This window comes from Quadrisphaera sp. RL12-1S (genome assembly GCF_014270065.1).
Lineage (GTDB): Bacteria > Actinomycetota > Actinomycetes > Actinomycetales > Quadrisphaeraceae > Quadrisphaera.
In genome coordinates, this window is sequence record NZ_JACNME010000005.1 from 1 (window position 1) to 16849 (window position 16849).

Genomic DNA, 16849 nt, shown 5'->3' on the forward strand with positions numbered 1-16849 from the left:
TACCGACCCTCAGTGCTGCTGGCCGCCCACGTGCGCACCCGCGACGGGGTCTGCATCTCCCCGGTCTGCCACCACAGCGCCCGCGCCGGGGCCACCCAGCTGGACCACACCACCGCCTGGGGCTCCTCGACCCCCACCCGCCTGCGCGGAGGACTCACCCAAGCCGGCAACCTCGGCTGCATCTGCCAGCGCTGGCACACCGCCAAGACCCACGGCGGCTGGGACCTGACCCAGCCCAGCCCCGGCACCTTCACCTGGACCTCACCGACCGGACGGGTCTACCACCGCAGCGCCACCCCACTGCTGCCCGACCTCACCGACGTCCTGGACTGACCATCGCCTCGAGTCCCCGGACCACCGCAGCCGACCGCACCTCTCCGGCCGGGCCGCGCGGGCCCGGGTCCCTCGAGCGCTGTCACGCTCAGCAGGCCTGGAGCTCGCAGAGCCGGGCGCTCAGACCGGTCACCCCCGGGCGCAGCACCACGCGACCGGGTCACGTCCCCTGTAGTGGTGTAGATCGTTCTCACCGTGCGGGGTCAGCTGGTGGGGATCATGCCGTCATGGCGGCTCCGGTGTCGATGCTGGTGCCGCCTGCCGTGACGGTACCGGTGGTGGCCGGCAGGGCTGCGATGTTGGTGCCGTTCAGCGCCGCCATCGACGCCTCCGACAGGTAGCGCCGATCGCCGGCGGCCCACTCATCGTGGGCCTCGATCAGCACACAGCTGGTCAGGCGCAGCAGGGCTGCGTCGTTGGGGAAGACCCCGACGACGTCGGTGCGGCGCTTGACCTCCTTGTTCAACCGCTCCAAGGGGTTGGTCGACCAGATCTTCTTCCAGTGCGCCGCGGGGAAGCCGGTGCTGATGATCGGAACGCCAGCACGTCCTCGCGGGCGCCGTCCATCACCGCGGCCACCTTGGGGTGGGTGGCTTGGAAGCTGGCCGCGACGTGGTCCCACTGCGCGGTGACGCCGGCTGCGGTCGGCTGGGCGAACACCGTCCTGTAGGCGGCGGTGACGACCTCACCGTCGGCCTTGGCCACGTGGGCCAGCAGGTTGCGAGCGAAGTGCACCCTGCACCGTTGCCAGCTGGCTCCGGACATGGCCTTGGTGATCGCCTTCTTCAGGCCCTCGTGGGCGTCGCTGATCACCAGCGCCACCCCGGACAGCCCCCGGCGCTTCAGGGACGTCAGGAACGCCTTCCAGAACACCTCCTCCTCGGAGTCACCGACGTCGACGCCGAGGACCTCACGGTGACCTTCGGCGGTGACGCCGGTGGCGATGACCACCGCGCGACTGACGACGCGGTGGCCGACGCGGGCCTTGCAGTAGGTGGCGTCCAAGAACACGTACGGGTAGCTGGTCTCACCGAGGGGTCGGTCGCGGAAGGCAGCCACCTCGACATCGAGGTCGGCGCAGATCCTGCTGACCTCGCTCTTGCTGATCCCAGACGCCACCCCGAGGGCGGCGACGAGGTCGTCGACCTTCCTGGTGGACACCCCATGGACGTAGACCTCAGCGGCAACGGCGAACAGCGCCTGGTCGATGCGGCGGCGCCGCTCTAACAGGGAGGGGTAGAAGGAGCCGGTGCGCAGCTTCGGTAGGCGCAGGTTCAGGTCCCCGGCGGTGGTCGAGAAGGTCTTGGGTCGGGTGCCGTTGCGCAGCGCGGTTCGCTCATCGGTGCGCTCGTAGCGTCCGGCGCCGATCACCGCGCCGGCTTCGGCGTCGATGAGCTTTTGCAGGGCGTCTTCGGTGATGCGGCGGATCCGGTCGTTCTCGGTCGTGTCGTGCAGTTCCGCCAGCAGGGTCAGCAGGGCAGAGTGGTCGTTGGTCATCGCGCGTTGTGTCCTTTGGCGTGAGTTCCTTGGCGGGTTCTCACTGACCATCGCGCGGTGACCGCTCAACTTGATCGTCTGTGGGCCGTCGATGTGGACGGCCGCGTGGATCACCGGGAGCGGATCCGGGATCTACACCACTTCACGGGACATGACTCGCGACCGCACCCGCCACCAGAGCCGCCGCCGTCGTCGTCACGCGACGAAGTCCAGGTGGGGAGGACACGGGGGTAGAGCTCCGCGAGGTCCGCCGTTCCCCCACCCAGCAGCTCCAGGGTGATCTCGGCGTCGGCATCGCCGCGGTGCCACACGGCCACGACGGTGCGTCCGTCTGCGTCGAGCCGGAGCGCGACGGCACCGCCGTCCCACTGCGGGTGGCTGCGTCCCTCGGGACCCGAACGCCGTCTGCCGGTCGGTGGTGGAGTCGGCCAGGCCGGTGTTCCCGAACAGCGGCGTCACGCTCCAGCGGAACTCGGCCACCTGCTCGCAGCGCCCGGTGTGCAGCCGCAGCGCCAGCGGGTCGGTGCCAGCGGGCAGCACGGCGCCGGTCGCCAGCGTGGACACCGCCTGGATCACCACCGATCCGCCGCCGGTGAACCGCGTGCTCACCTCGAGGCCCGTGGCCTCGTCGCGCTGGACGACGACGAGGACGCGCGCGTCCTCGTCGTCGTCCTGGGCCTCCTCGCGGTGGGAGGCGTGGCGCAGGCGCCGCCCGACCCCGGTGTCGGTGAGCCTCGGCCCCGTGCGGGCCCGACCGTCACCGGTGAGGAGCACCTCGACGAGCGGCTGCGTCGCACCCGTCGGCCGGGTGCGGCCGGGCGCCGAGACCCACCAGCCGGACCGGTGCCTCGTCGCTGTGGCTGAGCACCAGCTCCAGCGCACCGGTCGACCAGCGGGTCACGGTCGCCCCTGGGTCAGGCCGACAGCGCCGGGATGACCTGCTGCTCGAACAGCTCCACGCCGGAGGTGTCCGTGGCGATCTCGGGGAAGTAGACGATCGGGTAGGTCATGCCAGCCGCCACGAGCGGGCGCAGGTTCTCGACGATCTGCTCGGGCGTGCCGACGGTGATGGACTCGTCGTAGGACTTTGCCACCTCCGCCTGCGCCACCTCGGCGCCCACGCGCTGCGTGAGGCGGTCGAGGATCCACGCGCGGCGGTCAGCCACCTCCTCCTCGGTCTCGGCCACGATGACGTTGTAGTTGGCCGAGCGGGTGATGGCCGAGTAGTCGGTGCCGAGGTCCTCGCAATGGCCCTGGAGCACCTGCGACTTGTGCTGGAAGCCCTCGAGGTCTCCGGAGAAGTTCGTGTACTGGGCGTGCTGGGCGGCGATGCGCAGCGTCTTCTTCTCGCCACCGCCGGCGATCCACAGCGGGATGCCGCCCTCCTGCAGGGGCAGCGGGTTGCACAGGGCGCCGTCGGTCGAGTACTGGCTGCCGGAGAAGGTGGACGTGCCGGTGGTCCAGAGCTGCTTGAAGATCTCCACGCCGTCGGCGAGCTGCGCCAGGCGCTCGCCGGCGCGCGGGAAGCCGTAGCCGTAGGCGCGCCACTCGTGCTCGTACCAGCCGGCGCCGATGCCCATCTCGACGCGGCCGCCGGAGACCACGTCCACGGTGGCGGCGACCTTGGCCAGGTAGGCGGGGTTGCGGTAGTCCATGCACGTGCACATCTGGCCCAGGCGCACGCGGTCGGTGGCGGCGGCCAGCGCCGCCATGAGGGTCCAGGCCTCGTGCACGGCGTCGTCGGTGGGGCTGGGGACCGGGTGGAAGTGGTCGTAGACCCACACCGACTCCCAGGGGGTGCCCTCGCGGTCGGCCAGCTGGGCCACCGAGCGCATGGCGCGCCAGTGGTCGGCCGGCTCGAGGCCGACGAGGTCGAGTCGCCACCCCTGGGGGACGAAGAGGCCGAAGCGCAGGTCGGTGCTGACAGCGTCGTTGCTCACGGGGTGTCACGTTAAACCACACGGCGGCCGCCGTCACCCCTGGTGCCCGCGCCATGCTGGGAGCGTGAGCAGCGCACCGATCGCCGTGACCGGGTCCACGGGCGCCGTGGGCGGGCGGGTGGCGCGCCGCCTCAGCGGCCAGGGCCGCGCGCTGCGGCTGCTGGTGCGCGACGCCTCCCGAGCGCCGCAGCTGCCGCGCAGCGAGGTGGCGGTGGCCCCCTACGACGACGGCGACGCCGCCCGCCGGGCCCTCGCCGGCGCCGAGGTGCTCTTCATGGTGTCGGGGTCGGAGAGCCTCGACAGGGTCGACCAGCACCGCGCCTTCATCGACGCCGCCGCCGACGCCGGGGTGCGCCACCTCGTCTACACGTCCTTCCTCGGCGCGGCGCCCGACGCCGTCTTCACCCTCGCCCGCGACCACCACGCCACCGAGCAGCACCTGCGGGCCGCGCAGCTGCGCACGGGCATGGCGTGGACGGCGCTGCGCGACGGCCTCTACGCCGACTTCCTGCCCGCGATGGTCGGGGAGGACGGCGTGCTGCGCGGCCCCGCGGGCGAGGGCCGGGTCGCCGCGGTGGCGCAGGACGACGTCGCCGACGCGGCCACCGCCGTGCTGCTCTCCGCCGCGGCGGGGTCCACCGAGCACGCCGGGGCGCGCTACGACCTGACCGGCCCGGAGGCGCTCACGCTCCACGAGGTGGCCGCCGTGGTGGCGCGGGCGACGGGGCGGCCGGCGCGCTACCAGCCGGAGACGCTCGAGGAGGCCTTCGCCTCCCGCGCGGTCTACGGGGCGCCCGACTGGCAGGTGGAGGCGTGGGTGTCGACGTACACCGCCATCGCCGCAGGCCAGATGGACGCGGTGAGCACCGCGGTGGAGCAGCTCGCCGGGCACCCGGCGCGCACCCTGGAGGAGGTCCTCTCAGGCCAGCGACAGCGCTGAGAGGACCTCGTCACCGCCCGGCACCGGAGCGTCACGCTGCGGGAACGCCGAGGTCGTCCACTGGGTCCATGGCCGACCTCTTCTCCCCCTTCACGCTCAAGGGCGTCACCCTGCGCAACCGCATCGTCATGTCGCCCATGACGATGTACCGGTCCGTGGAGGGTCACGCGAACGACTTCCACGTCATGCACCTGGGCGCCCGCGCCGCCGGCGGCTTCGGGCTGGTCTTCCCCGAGCAGATTGCCATCACCCCCGACGGCCGCACCACCGTGCACTGCGGGGGCCTCTACGACGACCGCCAGATCGACGGCTGGAAGCGCACCACCGACCTCGTCAGGGCGATGGGCGGGGTCAGCGCCGTCCAGCTCGGCCACACCGGCCGCAAGGGCAGCGCCGTGGCTCCCTGGGAGGGCGGGCACCAGGTCGCCGCCGACCACCCCGAGGGGTGGCGCTGCAAGGCGCCCTCGGCGGTGCCCTACGGCGCGGACCACCCGCACCCCGTCGACGAGCTGAGCGTCGAGGAGATCAAGGGCGTCCACCGGGCGTACGCCGACGCCGCGGTGCGGGCCGTCGAGGCCGGGTACGAGTGGGTGGAGATGCACTACGCCCACGGGTACCTCGGGGCGAGCTTCTTCTCCCCGATCGCCAACCGGCGCACGGACGCGTACGGGGGCAGCCTGGAGAACCGCGTCCGGTTCCACACCGAGGCCCTCGACGCCGTGCGTGCCGTGCTCCCTGAGCGCATCCCGCTGACCATGCGCCTGGGCGCGGACGACCTGCACGCCGCCGGGGCCACCATGGACGAGGCCGTCGCCGCGGTGGCCCTCATGAAGGAGCACGGCCTGGACATGGCCGACATCTCCGCGGGGTTCAACACCCCCGAGATGGACGGCACCCCGCTGGGTGAGCCGATGGGCTTCCTGTCCCGGGCGCTGCGCGTCAAGCGCGAGGTGGGCATCCCGGTGGGCGTCAGCTGGAACCTCGGCGTGCCCGCCAACGCCGAGCGCGCGGTGCGGGAGGGCCTCGACCTGGTCTTCCTCGGGCGGCCGGCCCTGGCCAACCCGCACTGGCCGGTGTGGGCCGCGCGCGAGCTGGGACACGCCTCCCCGTTCGACCTGGTCCCGGAGGACTACGGCTGGTGGCTGAAGAACTTCCGCGGCCACGCCCCCAGCATCGGCTGGCCGGAGCCCCTGGGCGCCGGGCCCGCCATCGACCTGGACGCCGCACCGTCGTCGTCCCTGCCCCACCAGGGTCGCCACGAGCCGGCCGGAGCCAGCGCCCGCTGATCCTCGCCTGCGCGCCAGCGCGTCCCGCCACGTAGGTTCCCCTCGTGGCGGGACGCGCGTGGATCACCGGCGGCGGGTCGGGCGTCGGTGCGGCGTGCGCGCTCGCGCTGGCGGCCGTCGGGTACGAGGTGGTGGTCTCCGGGCGCCGGGGTGACCGGCTCGAGGCGGTGGCGGCCGCGGTCCGCGCGACCGGCGGCGCGGCCAGCGCGCTGCCGCTGGACGTGGCCGACGCCGAGGCCGTCGCCGCGGCCGGGCGGGTGCTGGAGGACGCCGGCGGTGTGGACGTGCTGGTGGCGGCGGCGGGCCTGAACTCGCGGCGGCGCCACTGGGACGACCTGGACCTGCCCGCTCTGGACGCCATCGTCGCGGCCAACCTCACCGGGCTCGCCCACTGCGCGGCCGCGGTGGTGCCGGGCATGCACGACCGCGGCGACGGGCTCGTCGTCGTCGTGAGCTCGCGGGCGGCGGTGCGCGCGTCGCCGGGGGCGGGGGCCGCGTACCGGATGAGCAAGTCCGGCGCCGGCGAGCTGGTGGCCAGCCTCAACGACGACCTCGCCGGCACGGGCGTGCGCGCCACGCACCTGTGCCCGGGCGACATCGCCACCGACTTCGTGGAGGCGCGCCCGCACGCGCCCGACGAGGAGGCGCGCTCGGTGATGCTCACCCCCGACGACGTCGCCCGGGTGGTCGCCTTCATCGCGACCACGCCGGCGCGGGTGCGCATCGACGAGCTGGTGGTCTCCCCCAGCGCCACCCCCTGAGCCCCCCTCTCAGTACGGTCTGGGGCGTGGCGAAGAAGAAGGTGCACCGGCCCAAGAAGGCGAACGCCCAGAAGCCGCGGCGCCGTCCGCTGGGCCGCGGCTCCGGCCCGGTGGTCGACGACGGCGCGTGGGCGTCCGACCCGGGCGCGCAGCAGTACCTGGGCGCGGGTGACCCGGCGGACCGGCTCGACCTGGCGCGCGACGGCTACGAGGACGATCCCGAGACCGTCGCCGAGCGCGAGGCCCGTCTGGCGCTGCTCGCCGAGGTCGAGGCGATCCCCGAGGAGCGGGTGGCCGCGGCGCTGCTGTCGAACCCGCTGGTGGCCCACCTCGGCGAGGTGCTGCTGTCCGGCGCCACCGACGACGCCGACCCCGTGGTCGCCGCGACCGACGGTCTGCGCCCGCCGGCGGACGACGAGGTCGCCGTCCTGAGGCGCTGGAGCCGCGCCGCGCTGCTCCTGGACGACGCGGGCGAGCGGGAGGAGCTGGCCGCCGAGTGGCGCGAGGGCGGTCAGGCGCAGCTGCTGGCGGCGCGCGCGGCGCTCGCGCAGCACCTCATGGCCGTGGTGGAGGGCAACGACACCGAGCTGCAGGACGAGTCGCTGGCGTGGCTCGGCGGTGCCGCTGCCACCGGGGAGCTGCCGACCGAGGTCCCGGACGGGGTGGACCGCGCCGAGCTGGCGGACGCCCTGCTCGACGTGGAGCGCGGCGAGGTGGTCATCGACCTGGTGGCGCGCCTGGCCCTCACGGGCCGGGTGCAGCTGGCGGAGGTCGTCGGGGACTCGATCGCCGGTGAGCCGGTGCTGCGCGACGTCCGGCTGCTCGCGGCGGCGGGTCTGTTCGCGGTCGAGGAGACCGGTGACGGCGTGCACGTCCAGGTGGACCCGGACCTGCGCGGCGTGCTGCTCGACGTGGCCGACGACCTGGTCACGGCCCTGCACGACGACGACCTCGACGACCTCGACGGGGTCTGAGCGGCCCGTGCGGCACGTCCTGCGGTACGAGGACCTCGTGGCCGGGCGGCGGGTGGTGGTGCGCCACCGGCTGCCCGACGGGACGGCGAGCGACGCGCTCGGGGAGCTCGTGGCCGTGGACGACGAGCGGCTGGTGGTGGCGACGCGGCGGGGCGAGGTGGTGGTGGCCCGCGCCGACGTGCTCGCCGCGAAGGGCGTGCCGCCCGCTCCCGCGCGGCGGACCGGAACTGCGATCAGCACCGACGACCTCGAGCGGGTGGCGGCCGAGCACTGGCGCCCCGCGGAGCGCGAGGACCTCGGCGACTGGCGCCTGCGGGCGGCGGGCGGCTTCACCGGGCGGGCCAACTCGGCGCTGGCCGTGGGCGACCCGGGGTGCGACCTCGACGCCGCGCTGGAGCGGGTGCGCGCGTTCTACGCGGCGCGCGACCTCGAGGCCGTGGTGGCCGCACCGACGGGGCCCCTCACCGCTGAGCTCGAGCGGCGCGGGTGGGCCGTGCGCACGCCCACGCTGGTCATGACGGCCCCCGTGCCCGCCCCCTCCCCCTCGGTGGCGGTGGACCCCGCGGTCAGGCTCGACAGCGAGCCGGACGACGCCTGGCTGGCGGGCTACCAGAACCGCGGGCCCGTCGGCGAGGCCGGCCGGCGGGTGCTGCTGTCCGCCGACGAGCAGGTCTTCGCGAGCGTGCGCCCCTCCACCGCCAACGCCGGCGACGACGGCGGCGGCGGCGGCGAGGTGCTCGCGGTGGCGCGCGGCTCGCTCTCCCGGGGCGGCGCGGGCACCTGGCTGGGGCTGTCGGCGGTGGAGACGGCACCGGAGCACCGGCGTCGCGGCCTCGGGCTGCGCCTCACCGGGGCGCTGCTCGCCTGGGGCGCCCAGCGGGGCGCGGGCGCGGCGTTCCTGCAGGTGGCGGCCTCGAACGACGGCGCCCGCGCCCTGTACGAGAGGTCCGGGTTCGCGGTCCACCACGAGTACCGCTACCTCGTCGCGCCCGGCTGAGGTGGACGCCGGGCGGTCACCGGGGCGAGGGTGAGGTGGTTCGCCGAGGCACCGGAGCCCGGCGTCGACACCACGGGGAGCTCACGTGACCGGAGCCGGCCAGGGGATCACGCGGCGCAGCGCGCTCGCAGCGGCGGCGGCGGGAGGCCTGCTCGCGAGCGCCGTCGCGGGCGCCGCGCCCGCGAGCGCGAACGGCAGGGGCGGGGGCGGCGGGAAGGGCGGCGGCCAGACCACCAGCCCGACCACCAGCTCGGCGCCCTTCGGCACCACCGCGGACGGCCAGGCCGTCGAGCGGTGGACGTTCGGCCACGACCGGCTCCGCGTCACGATGCTCACCTACGGGGCGACCATCCAGAGCGTGCTCGTGCCGGACCGGCGCGGGAAGGTCGCCGACGTCTCCCTCGGGCAAAAGACGCTCGCCGAGTACGAGGCGCTGACCACGTTCTTCGGGGCGACCATCGGGCGGTACGCCAACCGCATCGCGAAGGGCCGCTTCACCCTGGACGGGACGACCTACCAGGTGCCCGTCAACGACCCGGGCACGAACCCGGTCAACGCCCTGCACGGCGGCCCGAAGGGCTTCAACACGCGCGTGTGGGGCGCGGAGGCCCTCACGGGTGACGGCGAGGCGGGCGTCCGGTTCACGCTGGTGAGCCCTGACGGGGACCAGGGCTTCCCCGGGGAGCTGACCACGACGGTCGACTACGTCGTCACCACCGACAGCCAGCTGGTCATCCGGTACCGGGCCACCACCACGGCGCCGACCGTCCTCAACCTCACCAACCACGTGTACTTCAACCTCGCCGGGGAGTCCTCGGGGAGCGTCTACGGCCACGAGCTGCAGATCGCGGCGTCGCGCTTCACGCCCATCGACGCCGTCTCCATCCCGCTGGGGCCGCAGCGGGCCGTGGCGGGCACCCCGTTCGACTTCCGCACCCCTCACCTCATCGGGGAGCGCATCACCGTGCCCGACCAGCAGGTCCTCAACGCGCTCGGGTACGACCACAACTGGGTCTTCGACGACGGGATCGACAGGGACCGCACCCCCGTCGTCGTCGCCCGCGACCCCGGGTCCGGGCGCGTGGTGGAGACTTTCACCGACCAGCCGGGCGTGCAGTTCTACAGCGGGAACTTCCTCACCGGGTCCCTGGTGGGACCGGGCGGGCGCACGTACCGGCAGGGGGCCGGCTTCACGCTGGAGACCCAGCACTTCCCCGACTCCCCCCACCAGCCGGGCTACCCCTCCACCGTGCTGCGGCCGGGGCAGGAGTTCACCAGCTGGACCCGGTACCGCTTCAGCGCCCGCTGAGGCCGCGCCGGCCGCGGACAGGAACAGGCGGGGCGTGCGAGCGGTTGCCCAGGGCATGAGCTCGCACGTCCCGCTGTCCGTCCTCGACCTCGCCCCCGTCGACCGCCGCGCCACCGCGGGACGGGGTGCGCGCGAGACGCTGGCGGCCAGCGTGGAGCTGGCGCGCGCCGCGGAGCGCTCCGGCTACCGCCGGGTCTGGTACGCCGAGCACCACAGCATGCCGAGCATCGCCAGCTCCGCCCCGGCGGTGCTGGTGGCGCACGTCGCGGCGCACACGTCCACCATCCGCCTGGGGGCGGGCGGGGTGATGCTGCCCAACCACGCGCCGCTGACCATCGCCGAGCAGTTCGGCACCCTCGCCGCGGCGCACCCGGGCCGCATCGACCTCGGCCTGGGCCGCGCGCCCGGCTCCGACGGCGCCACCAGCGCGGCGCTGCGCCGGGACCCGTCGGCGGCGGACACCTTCCCCGACGACGTGCTGGAGCTGCGCGACCTGCTGGCGGGCGCACCGCGACCTGACGGCGTGCGGGCCGTCCCGCTGGCCCTCGACGACGACGGGCTGCCCGTGCCGCTGTACGTGCTCGGCTCCTCCCTGTTCGGGGCGCGGCTGGCGGCGGCGTTCGGGCTGCCGTACGCGTTCGCGTCGCACTTCGCGCCCGACGCCCTCGAGCAGGCGATGGACCTGTACCGCCGCGAGTTCACCCCGAGCGGGCGGCCTGGCGCGCTTGAGGCGCCGCACGCCATCGCCGCGGTGAACGTCTTCGCCGCCGACGACGACGAGACCGCCGCCGCCCACGTGCTCGCCGCGCGCCGCCAGCGCGCGGTGGGGCTCTTCGGCCGCGGCCGGCTGCCCGAGGGCGTCGAGTCCGGCGACGACGCGACGTTCGACGCCGCCGCGGACGCCCTGCTCGACGCGGGCGCGTCCGTGCACGTGGACCGCATGACGCGGCTCGCGGCGACCGGGACCCCGGAGGCCGTGGTGGCCCAGCTCGACGCCTTCGCGGCCCGCGTCGGCGCGGACGAGCTCATCACCGCCCACGGCGCCCCCACGCCGGCGGCGCGGGTGCGCTCGGTGGAGCTGGTGGGCAGCGCGGTCAGCGCGGCGCTGGCAGCCTGAGGCCCGGCACCCGCGCGGTGCCGGACAGCTCCACGCGGCCGCGCCCCGCGGCCTTGGCGCGGTAGGCGGCGGTGTCGGCGTCGTGCAGCACGGCGTCGGCGGTCCTCGCCGTCCCTCGCCGCGCCAGGGCCGCCCCCACGCTGGCGCCCACGGTGGCCGGGACCGCGAGGTCCGCGGACGCCACCGGCTCCGCCACCTCCGCCACCACGCGCCGGGCCACGCGCAGCAGCGCCCCCTCGCCGCCGTCGCCGTCGTCGTCCTCGAGGGCGGTGAGGACGACGACGAACTCGTCCCCGCCCCACCGCCCGGCCACGTCCCCCTCGCGCAGGCAGCTGGCCAGGCGCGCGGCGACCGCGCGGAGCACCTCGTCGCCGGCGCGGTGGCCCTGGGTGTCGTTGACGGACTTGAACCCGTCGAGGTCCACGAAGAGCACCCCCACCCCCGGACCGCCGGCGGCCGCGGCGGTGAGCGCGGACGTGAGCCGCTCCACCACGGCGGCGCGGTGGGGCAGGCCCGTGAGGACGTCGTGGTTGGCCTGGTGCTCGAGGGCGCGGCGCGCCAGCTCGAGCTCCGACAGCGACGCGGCGGTGACCCGCAGCGCCAGCCCGAGGCGGCACACCACGAGCACCGACACGGCCCCCGAGGCCGCCACCGCGGGCCACGACGCCGCGCCGCGGTGGGTGAGCAGGTCCAGCGCCAGGGTCGCGGGCGCCAGGAGCGCGGCCCCGAGCATCGCGACCAGCCGGAGCCGGGAGAAGGCCGGTGCGGGCCGCGCGGAGGGCGGCTGCGCGGCGCTGGGGTGCAGGGCCGCGGCGGCCCACAGCGTGCTGCACGCTCCCCACCCGAGCGACAGGACTGCGGTGAGGGCCGGCGGTGCCACCCCGTCCAGCACGTACGTCGTGTCCGCGCACAGGCCGCACACCGAGGCCGCCACGGTCAGCCACGTGCTGCGCGAGGCGCCCGCCGAGGACGCGAGGAGCACCACGAGCAGGACCAGGAGCAGCACGTCGCAGGTGAGGAACGCCGCCGTGCACAGCCGCGCCACCGGGTCGGCGGGGTGGAGGTCCGCCACGGGCCCGACCAGCACCGCCCACCCCAGCACGGCGAGACCCGCACCGATGACGGTGGCGTCGACGAGCGCGCCGGGCGCGCGCGACCCCCGGGAGCGGCGCAGGAGGAGGACCACCGCCACCACGACCGGCGGGTAGGCCAGCAGGTACGCGGCGTCCTCGACGGCGGGGTCAGCAGGGGCGGTCCCCGCGAAGGTGTCGCGCACGAACAGGACCGTGGCCCCCGTGGACAGCACCTGGGAGGCGGCGGCCCACCACCACACCGCGGCGGCAGACCGGGGCAGGCGGCTCGCCCCCGCCACCGAGCCCGCAGTGCCCAGCACGCTGACCAGCAGGTAGACGACGGCGGTGGTCTCGGTCCAGCCCGCCGCGCTGAACAGGACGCCGTAGGCCGCGGTCCCGGCAGCGCCCAGCAGCAGCACCCACCGCCACGCCACGGGTCGACCACGCGGCGCCGGCCTCTGGCCGGAGGTCGGGACGCTCCACCTCACGTCGTGATCTCGGCACGCGGCGCCTCCCGCTGGAGGGGCGCTGGTGCGGTCGGTGGGCGGGCTGCCACGATCGGCGGGTGGCTCCCAGCGGTGGCGGAGGCGGTGGCGGTGTCGCGCCGCCGGCGCGCGTCGACCTCAACGCCGATCTCGGCGAGGGCTTCGGGCGGTGGTCGCTGACCGACGACGACGCCCTGCTCGACGTGGTGACCAGCGCGAACGTGGCCTGCGGCTTCCACGCCGGTGACCCCGAGACCGTGCTCGCGGTGTGCGGCTCGGCGGCGCGCCGCGGGGTGGCGGTGGGGGCCCACCCGTCCTACCGCGACCTCGTGGGCTTCGGGCGCCGCTACGTGGACGCCAGCCGCACCGAGCTGGTGGCCGACGTGCTCTACCAGCTGGGGGCGCTCGCCGGCCTGGCGCGCGCGGCCGGCACGCGGGTCTCCTACGTCAAGCCGCACGGGGCGCTCTACACCACCGCCGCTGGCGCGGGGGTGCACGGAGAGGCGGTGGTGGAGGCGGTGCGGCGCTTCGACCCCGAGCTGCCGCTGGTGGCGCTGGCCGGGTCACCGCTGCTCGACCTCGCCCGCGCCGCCGGGCTGCGGACCGTGGCGGAGGCCTTCGCCGACCGCGGGTACACCGCCACGGGGGCGCTGGTGGACCGGCGCAGCCCCGGAGCGCTGGTCACCGACCCCTCCGAGGTCGCGGCGCGGGTCGTCCGGCTGGTCACCGAGGGCGTCGTGCGCTCGGTGGACGGCGCTGACGTCCCGGTGCGCGCGGAGTCGGTGTGCGTCCACGGGGACTCCCCCGGCGCGGTGGCCGTGGCGCGGGCCGTGCGGTCGGCCCTGGAGGCCGCGGGCGTGCAGGTCCGCGCCGCCTCCTCGTGAGCCGTCCGTGAGCCGTCCGTGAGCCGTCCGTGAGCACCGGGTGAGGGTGCTGCCCGCGGGCACGGCCGCCGTCCTCGTGGAGCTGGACGACCTGGCAGCCGTCCTGGCCCTGCGCGCCGCGCTGGGACGGCGCCCCCTGCCCGCCGTCCTCGCCGGCGGTCCTGACGGCGCCCCCGAGGTGGTGACCGCCGCGCGCACCGCGCTGCTGCGCTGGGACGCCCGTCCCGCGCCGCCGTCCCGCGCCGTGGCGGCAGCGCTCGCCCCACTCCTGGCCAGCGCCGACGACAGCGCCGACGACAGCCAGCCCGGCACCCCCGACCAGGACCCCGACGAGGTGCGGGTGCCGGTCGTCTACGACGGCGCGGACCTCGCCGACGTCGCGCGCCTCACCGGCCTCGGGGTGGCCGAGGTGGTGCGCCGGCACGCGGCGACGCCGTGGTCGGTGGCCTTCACCGGCTTCGCGCCGGGCTTCGCCTACCTCGTGGGCGGCGACCCGGCGCTGCGCGTCCCGCGCCGCGAGGTGCCGCGCACCCGCGTGCCCGCCGGGGCCGTGGGCCTGGCCGGGGAGTTCAGCGGCGTGTACCCGCGGGCCTCCCCCGGCGGGTGGCAGCTGCTGGGCCGCACCGACGTGCCCGTGTGGGACCCGGCCCGCGAGCCGCCCGCCCTCCTGCGCCCGGGCACCCGCGTGCGCTTCACCCCCGCCCCTCCCCGTGATCATGGGCTTCCGGCCACCCGCGTCACCCCGCGTGACGCTGCGTCGACACCGACGCCGGGCGCGCTGCGGCGGGGCGGCCTGGAGGTGCTCGACCCCGGCCCGTCCGCCGTGGTCACCGACCTCGGCCGGCCCGGGCGGGCGGACGTCGGCGTCAGCCCCGGCGGCGCCCTCGACCGCGCCGCCCTGCGCGCGGCCAACCGCGCGGTGGGCGGAGCCGGCGGCGCCCCGGCCCTCGAGGCCGCCGGCCGGTTGGTGGTGCGCTCGCTGGGGCGGACCGTGGTCGCGGTGACGGGGGCGCTCGTCGTCGTCGAGGTCCGCGGGGCCGCCGGCACCGCTGGCCCCCGGCGGGTGGCGCCGGGGGTCCCGGTGCCTCTGGACGACGGCGACGTCGTCACCCTCGAGCCGGCCGGTGCCGGCGGCGCCGCCTACCTCGCGGTGCGCGGTGGCCTCGACGCGCCGCGGGCGCTGGGGAGCGCCGCGACCGACGTCCTGTCGGGCCTCGGACCGGCCCCCCTGCGCGCCGGTGACGTGCTGGCCGTGGCCGGACCGCCGTGGCTGGAGGCCGCGGTGGCGCTGCTGCCGCAGGAGCGGACCGGCCCGGAGCTGCCCCGGCCCGGGGCCGTGACCGCGCTGGACGTGGTGCTGGGCCCCCGCGACGACTGGTTCACCCCCGCCTCCGTCGACCTGCTGCTCCACCAGGAGTGGCGCGTCGGCGCGCAGACCAACCGGGTCGGGGCGCGCCTGGAGGGCGCCCGCGCCCTGCAGCGCACGGACCCGGGACGCGAGCTGCCCAGCGAGCCGGCGGTGCGCGGGGCGCTGCAGGTGCCGCCGAGCGGCCAGCCCGTGCTCTTCGGCCCCGACCACCCCGTGACCGGCGGCTACCCCGTCGTCGCGTGCGTGGCGGCGCACCACCTCGACCTCGCCGGGCAGCTGGCGCCCGGTGCGCTGGTGCGGTTCAGGACGCGCTGACGGGCAGCAGCGCCTCGAGCAGCGGAGCGGGCCAGATCTGGTCCGGCGGGTGGGGCAGCACCAGGTCGGGTCGCCCGGCCAGCGCCACGGCCGCGCAGTGGTTCGAGCAGATGACCCGGTCGGGCCGGGAGAGCGCGGCACCGAGCCGCTGCACCGGCGGCAGGTGCAGCAGGTGCCCGGCGATGCGGACGATCTCGCCCCAGTCGTAGCCCTCGTCGAGCAGCTGGTGGCTGCGCAGCAGCCCCCGGTCGCGCTCGGCGGAGCTGCGCCAGGGCCTCACGAGGCGCAGCGGCTCGCCGTCCAGCGGGCGCACCCGCTCCCTCATGCCGGACCCGCCCCCGTACGGACCGTCCACGCCGAACGCCTCGTGGGTGCGCCACACCCCCGGCTCCAGCGGGCGCACCAGCACCCCGCAGTGGGCCACCGCGGAGCGGCTGGCGCTGCGGATCACCCAGCCCTGCAGCCCGCGCCCGCGCGAGAAGAAGAGGTCGCCGGGCTCGGGGGTCACCGCGCCAGCCTGCGGGCGTCGGCCAGCAGCTGCTCGCGCAGCGGCGTCCCCGGCTCGGCGGGGCTGCGCCACACCCGCGCCCCGAGCTCGCCCGCCAGCAGCTCCGTGATGACGTCACCCTCGGGTCCGTCACCGCCGTTGAGCAGCAGCTGCCAGCCCGCGGCCCGCAGGCCCTCCAGGACGACGACGACGGCGTCGCCCGGCCAGGCGGGGTCCACACCCCGCGCGGTGGCGGTGGCGTCGAGGCAGACCACGGGCACGCGGGGCCGGCGCGCGCCCGGCGCCGGCGTCCCCGCGACGGCGGCGAGCACCGCGGGGGTCGGCACCACGAGGACGGTGCCGCCGGGGGGTGCGGGCAGCCAGGTGGGCGGGGCGTCACGCAGCTGGTGCAGCGTGAGCAGGGCGGGCAGGCCGACCGCCGACAGGGCCGTGAGGACGGTGCCGGTCGCGCCGCCGGGGTCCGCCGGCAGGTCGAGGACGAGGGCGGCGTCGGCCAGGGCGAGCCCGACCTGCTCGGCCTCCAGCGCGCCCAGCTCGACCCGCTCCGGCTCCGGCTCCGTCGCTGGAGGCCCGGCGACGGCCGCGGCAGCGGTGGCCGGCAGCGCCACCGCGTCGTCGTCGTCCTGCTCCTCGTCCTGCTCCGCCTCCTCCTCTGCCTGTGCGCCGGGGAGGCCCTCGTCGAGCGCGCGGACGGCGGCGGCCAGCCCGCGGTCCCACCCGGTGAGCTCGAGCAGCAGCTCGTCGAGGTCGCTGACCCGCACCGCCAGGTGCGTGCCGCGGACCGCGGCGGCCGGCCCGAGCACGGACCGCGCCCCGGCGCGCTGGGCGGGGGTGGCGGTGGGCAGCTGCAGCACGGCCACCGGGTCCGCTCCGGTCTCCAGCTGCCCGCGCACCCGCTGCACCACCCACGCGAGCCCGGGACCGGCGAGGAGCTCGGCCACCTCGCTCAGGACGGCGCGCGAGGGCGCGGGGCGGCTCGCGGCGGTGGCGGGCGCGCTCCCGGAGGGGCGGGGGGTCACGTCCCCCATGGTGGCGGTCCGGCGTCTTCCGTGAGGCAGACT

At 76.2% G+C, this 16849-nt stretch carries 13 protein-coding genes and 2 pseudogenes; 10 read left to right on the forward strand and 5 right to left on the reverse strand.

Translation table 11 applies throughout. The features are described 5' to 3' along the window. A pseudogene (locus H7K62_RS10915) lies at positions 1-333 on the forward strand (HNH endonuclease signature motif containing protein); the annotation flags it as partial. 217 nt (positions 334-550) lie between these two features. Here the strand turns inward: H7K62_RS10915 and H7K62_RS10920 are convergent. Continuing rightward, a pseudogene (locus tag H7K62_RS10920) lies at positions 551-1830 on the reverse strand (IS256 family transposase). Between the two features lie 914 nt (positions 1831-2744). Then, positions 2745-3743 carry a TIGR03560 family F420-dependent LLM class oxidoreductase gene (locus tag H7K62_RS10925; RefSeq protein ID WP_186718604.1) on the reverse strand — a complete coding sequence of 333 codons (999 nt, stop codon included), beginning with the start codon at positions 3741-3743 and terminating at the stop codon, positions 2745-2747. A 91-nt stretch (positions 3744-3834) separates the two neighbouring features. On the opposite strand from H7K62_RS10925, the gene H7K62_RS10930 reads away from it, so the two are divergent. From H7K62_RS10930 to H7K62_RS10960, 7 genes are all read left to right on the forward strand, one after another. Beyond that, entirely contained in the window at positions 3835-4710 is an 876-nt protein-coding gene (locus H7K62_RS10930; protein WP_370591725.1) for an SDR family oxidoreductase, read from the forward strand. 68 nt (positions 4711-4778) lie between these two features. Then, positions 4779-5996: an NADH:flavin oxidoreductase/NADH oxidase gene (locus tag H7K62_RS10935; RefSeq protein ID WP_186718059.1), complete on the forward strand. Its 1218-nt coding sequence runs from the start codon at positions 4779-4781 to the stop codon at positions 5994-5996. A 44-nt stretch (positions 5997-6040) separates the two neighbouring features. Further along, positions 6041-6757 (forward strand): SDR family oxidoreductase, encoded by a 717-nt coding sequence (locus H7K62_RS10940; RefSeq protein ID WP_186718061.1) that lies wholly within the window; start codon positions 6041-6043, stop codon positions 6755-6757. A gap of 26 nt (positions 6758-6783) precedes the next feature. Further along, positions 6784-7731, forward strand: coding sequence for a hypothetical protein (locus H7K62_RS10945; protein WP_186718063.1), 948 nt, complete (start codon positions 6784-6786; stop codon positions 7729-7731). Positions 7732-7738: 7 nt separating this feature from the next. Further along, complete coding sequence (locus H7K62_RS23820; RefSeq protein WP_186718066.1) at positions 7739-8728, forward strand: GNAT family N-acetyltransferase; 990 nt, start codon at positions 7739-7741, stop codon at positions 8726-8728. Positions 8729-8813: 85 nt separating this feature from the next. Continuing rightward, on the forward strand, positions 8814-10037 hold the full coding sequence (locus tag H7K62_RS10955; RefSeq protein ID WP_370591726.1) for an aldose epimerase family protein: 1224 nt from the start codon (positions 8814-8816) through the stop codon (positions 10035-10037). Positions 10038-10092: 55 nt separating this feature from the next. Continuing rightward, positions 10093-11154, forward strand: coding sequence for an LLM class flavin-dependent oxidoreductase (locus tag H7K62_RS10960; protein WP_186718068.1), 1062 nt, complete (start codon positions 10093-10095; stop codon positions 11152-11154). Here H7K62_RS10960 and H7K62_RS23825 read toward each other — a convergent pair. Beyond that, on the reverse strand, positions 11132-12661 hold the full coding sequence (locus H7K62_RS23825) for a diguanylate cyclase domain-containing protein (RefSeq protein ID WP_186718070.1): 1530 nt from the start codon (positions 12659-12661) through the stop codon (positions 11132-11134). The genes H7K62_RS10960 and H7K62_RS23825 overlap by 23 nt on opposite strands. A 131-nt stretch (positions 12662-12792) precedes the next feature. Here H7K62_RS23825 and H7K62_RS10970 point away from each other — a divergent pair, with 131 nt between their 5' ends. Both H7K62_RS10970 and H7K62_RS10975 read left to right on the forward strand, forming a co-directional pair. Continuing rightward, positions 12793-13596 carry a LamB/YcsF family protein gene (locus H7K62_RS10970; RefSeq protein WP_186718073.1) on the forward strand — a complete coding sequence of 268 codons (804 nt, stop codon included), beginning with the start codon at positions 12793-12795 and terminating at the stop codon, positions 13594-13596. 40 nt (positions 13597-13636) lie between these two features. Continuing rightward, positions 13637-15280, forward strand: a complete 1644-nt coding sequence (locus H7K62_RS10975) for a 5-oxoprolinase subunit B/C family protein (protein WP_186718075.1) — start codon at positions 13637-13639, stop codon at positions 15278-15280. On the opposite strand, the gene H7K62_RS10980 is transcribed toward H7K62_RS10975, so the two are convergent. Both H7K62_RS10980 and H7K62_RS10985 read right to left on the reverse strand, forming a co-directional pair. Further along, a complete protein-coding gene (locus H7K62_RS10980; protein WP_186718077.1) occupies positions 15267-15788 on the reverse strand; it encodes a hypothetical protein in 522 nt (173 codons plus the stop codon). The two genes, H7K62_RS10975 and H7K62_RS10980, sit on opposite strands and share 14 nt — an antisense overlap. Then, entirely contained in the window at positions 15785-16807 is a 1023-nt protein-coding gene (locus H7K62_RS10985) for a toprim domain-containing protein (RefSeq protein WP_186718078.1), read from the reverse strand. Before H7K62_RS10985 ends, H7K62_RS10980 begins: the two co-directional genes overlap by 4 nt. Between the last annotated feature and the right edge of the window lie 42 nt (positions 16808-16849).

Excerpts from the sequence above, each read along its gene's own strand:
- H7K62_RS10960 (WP_186718068.1), top strand. The coding sequence starts at position 10,093 with ATGAGCTCGCACGTCCCGCTGTCCGTCCTCGACCTCGCCCCCGTCGAC.
- H7K62_RS10935 (WP_186718059.1), top strand. The coding sequence starts at position 4,779 with ATGGCCGACCTCTTCTCCCCCTTCACGCTCAAGGGCGTCACCCTGCGC.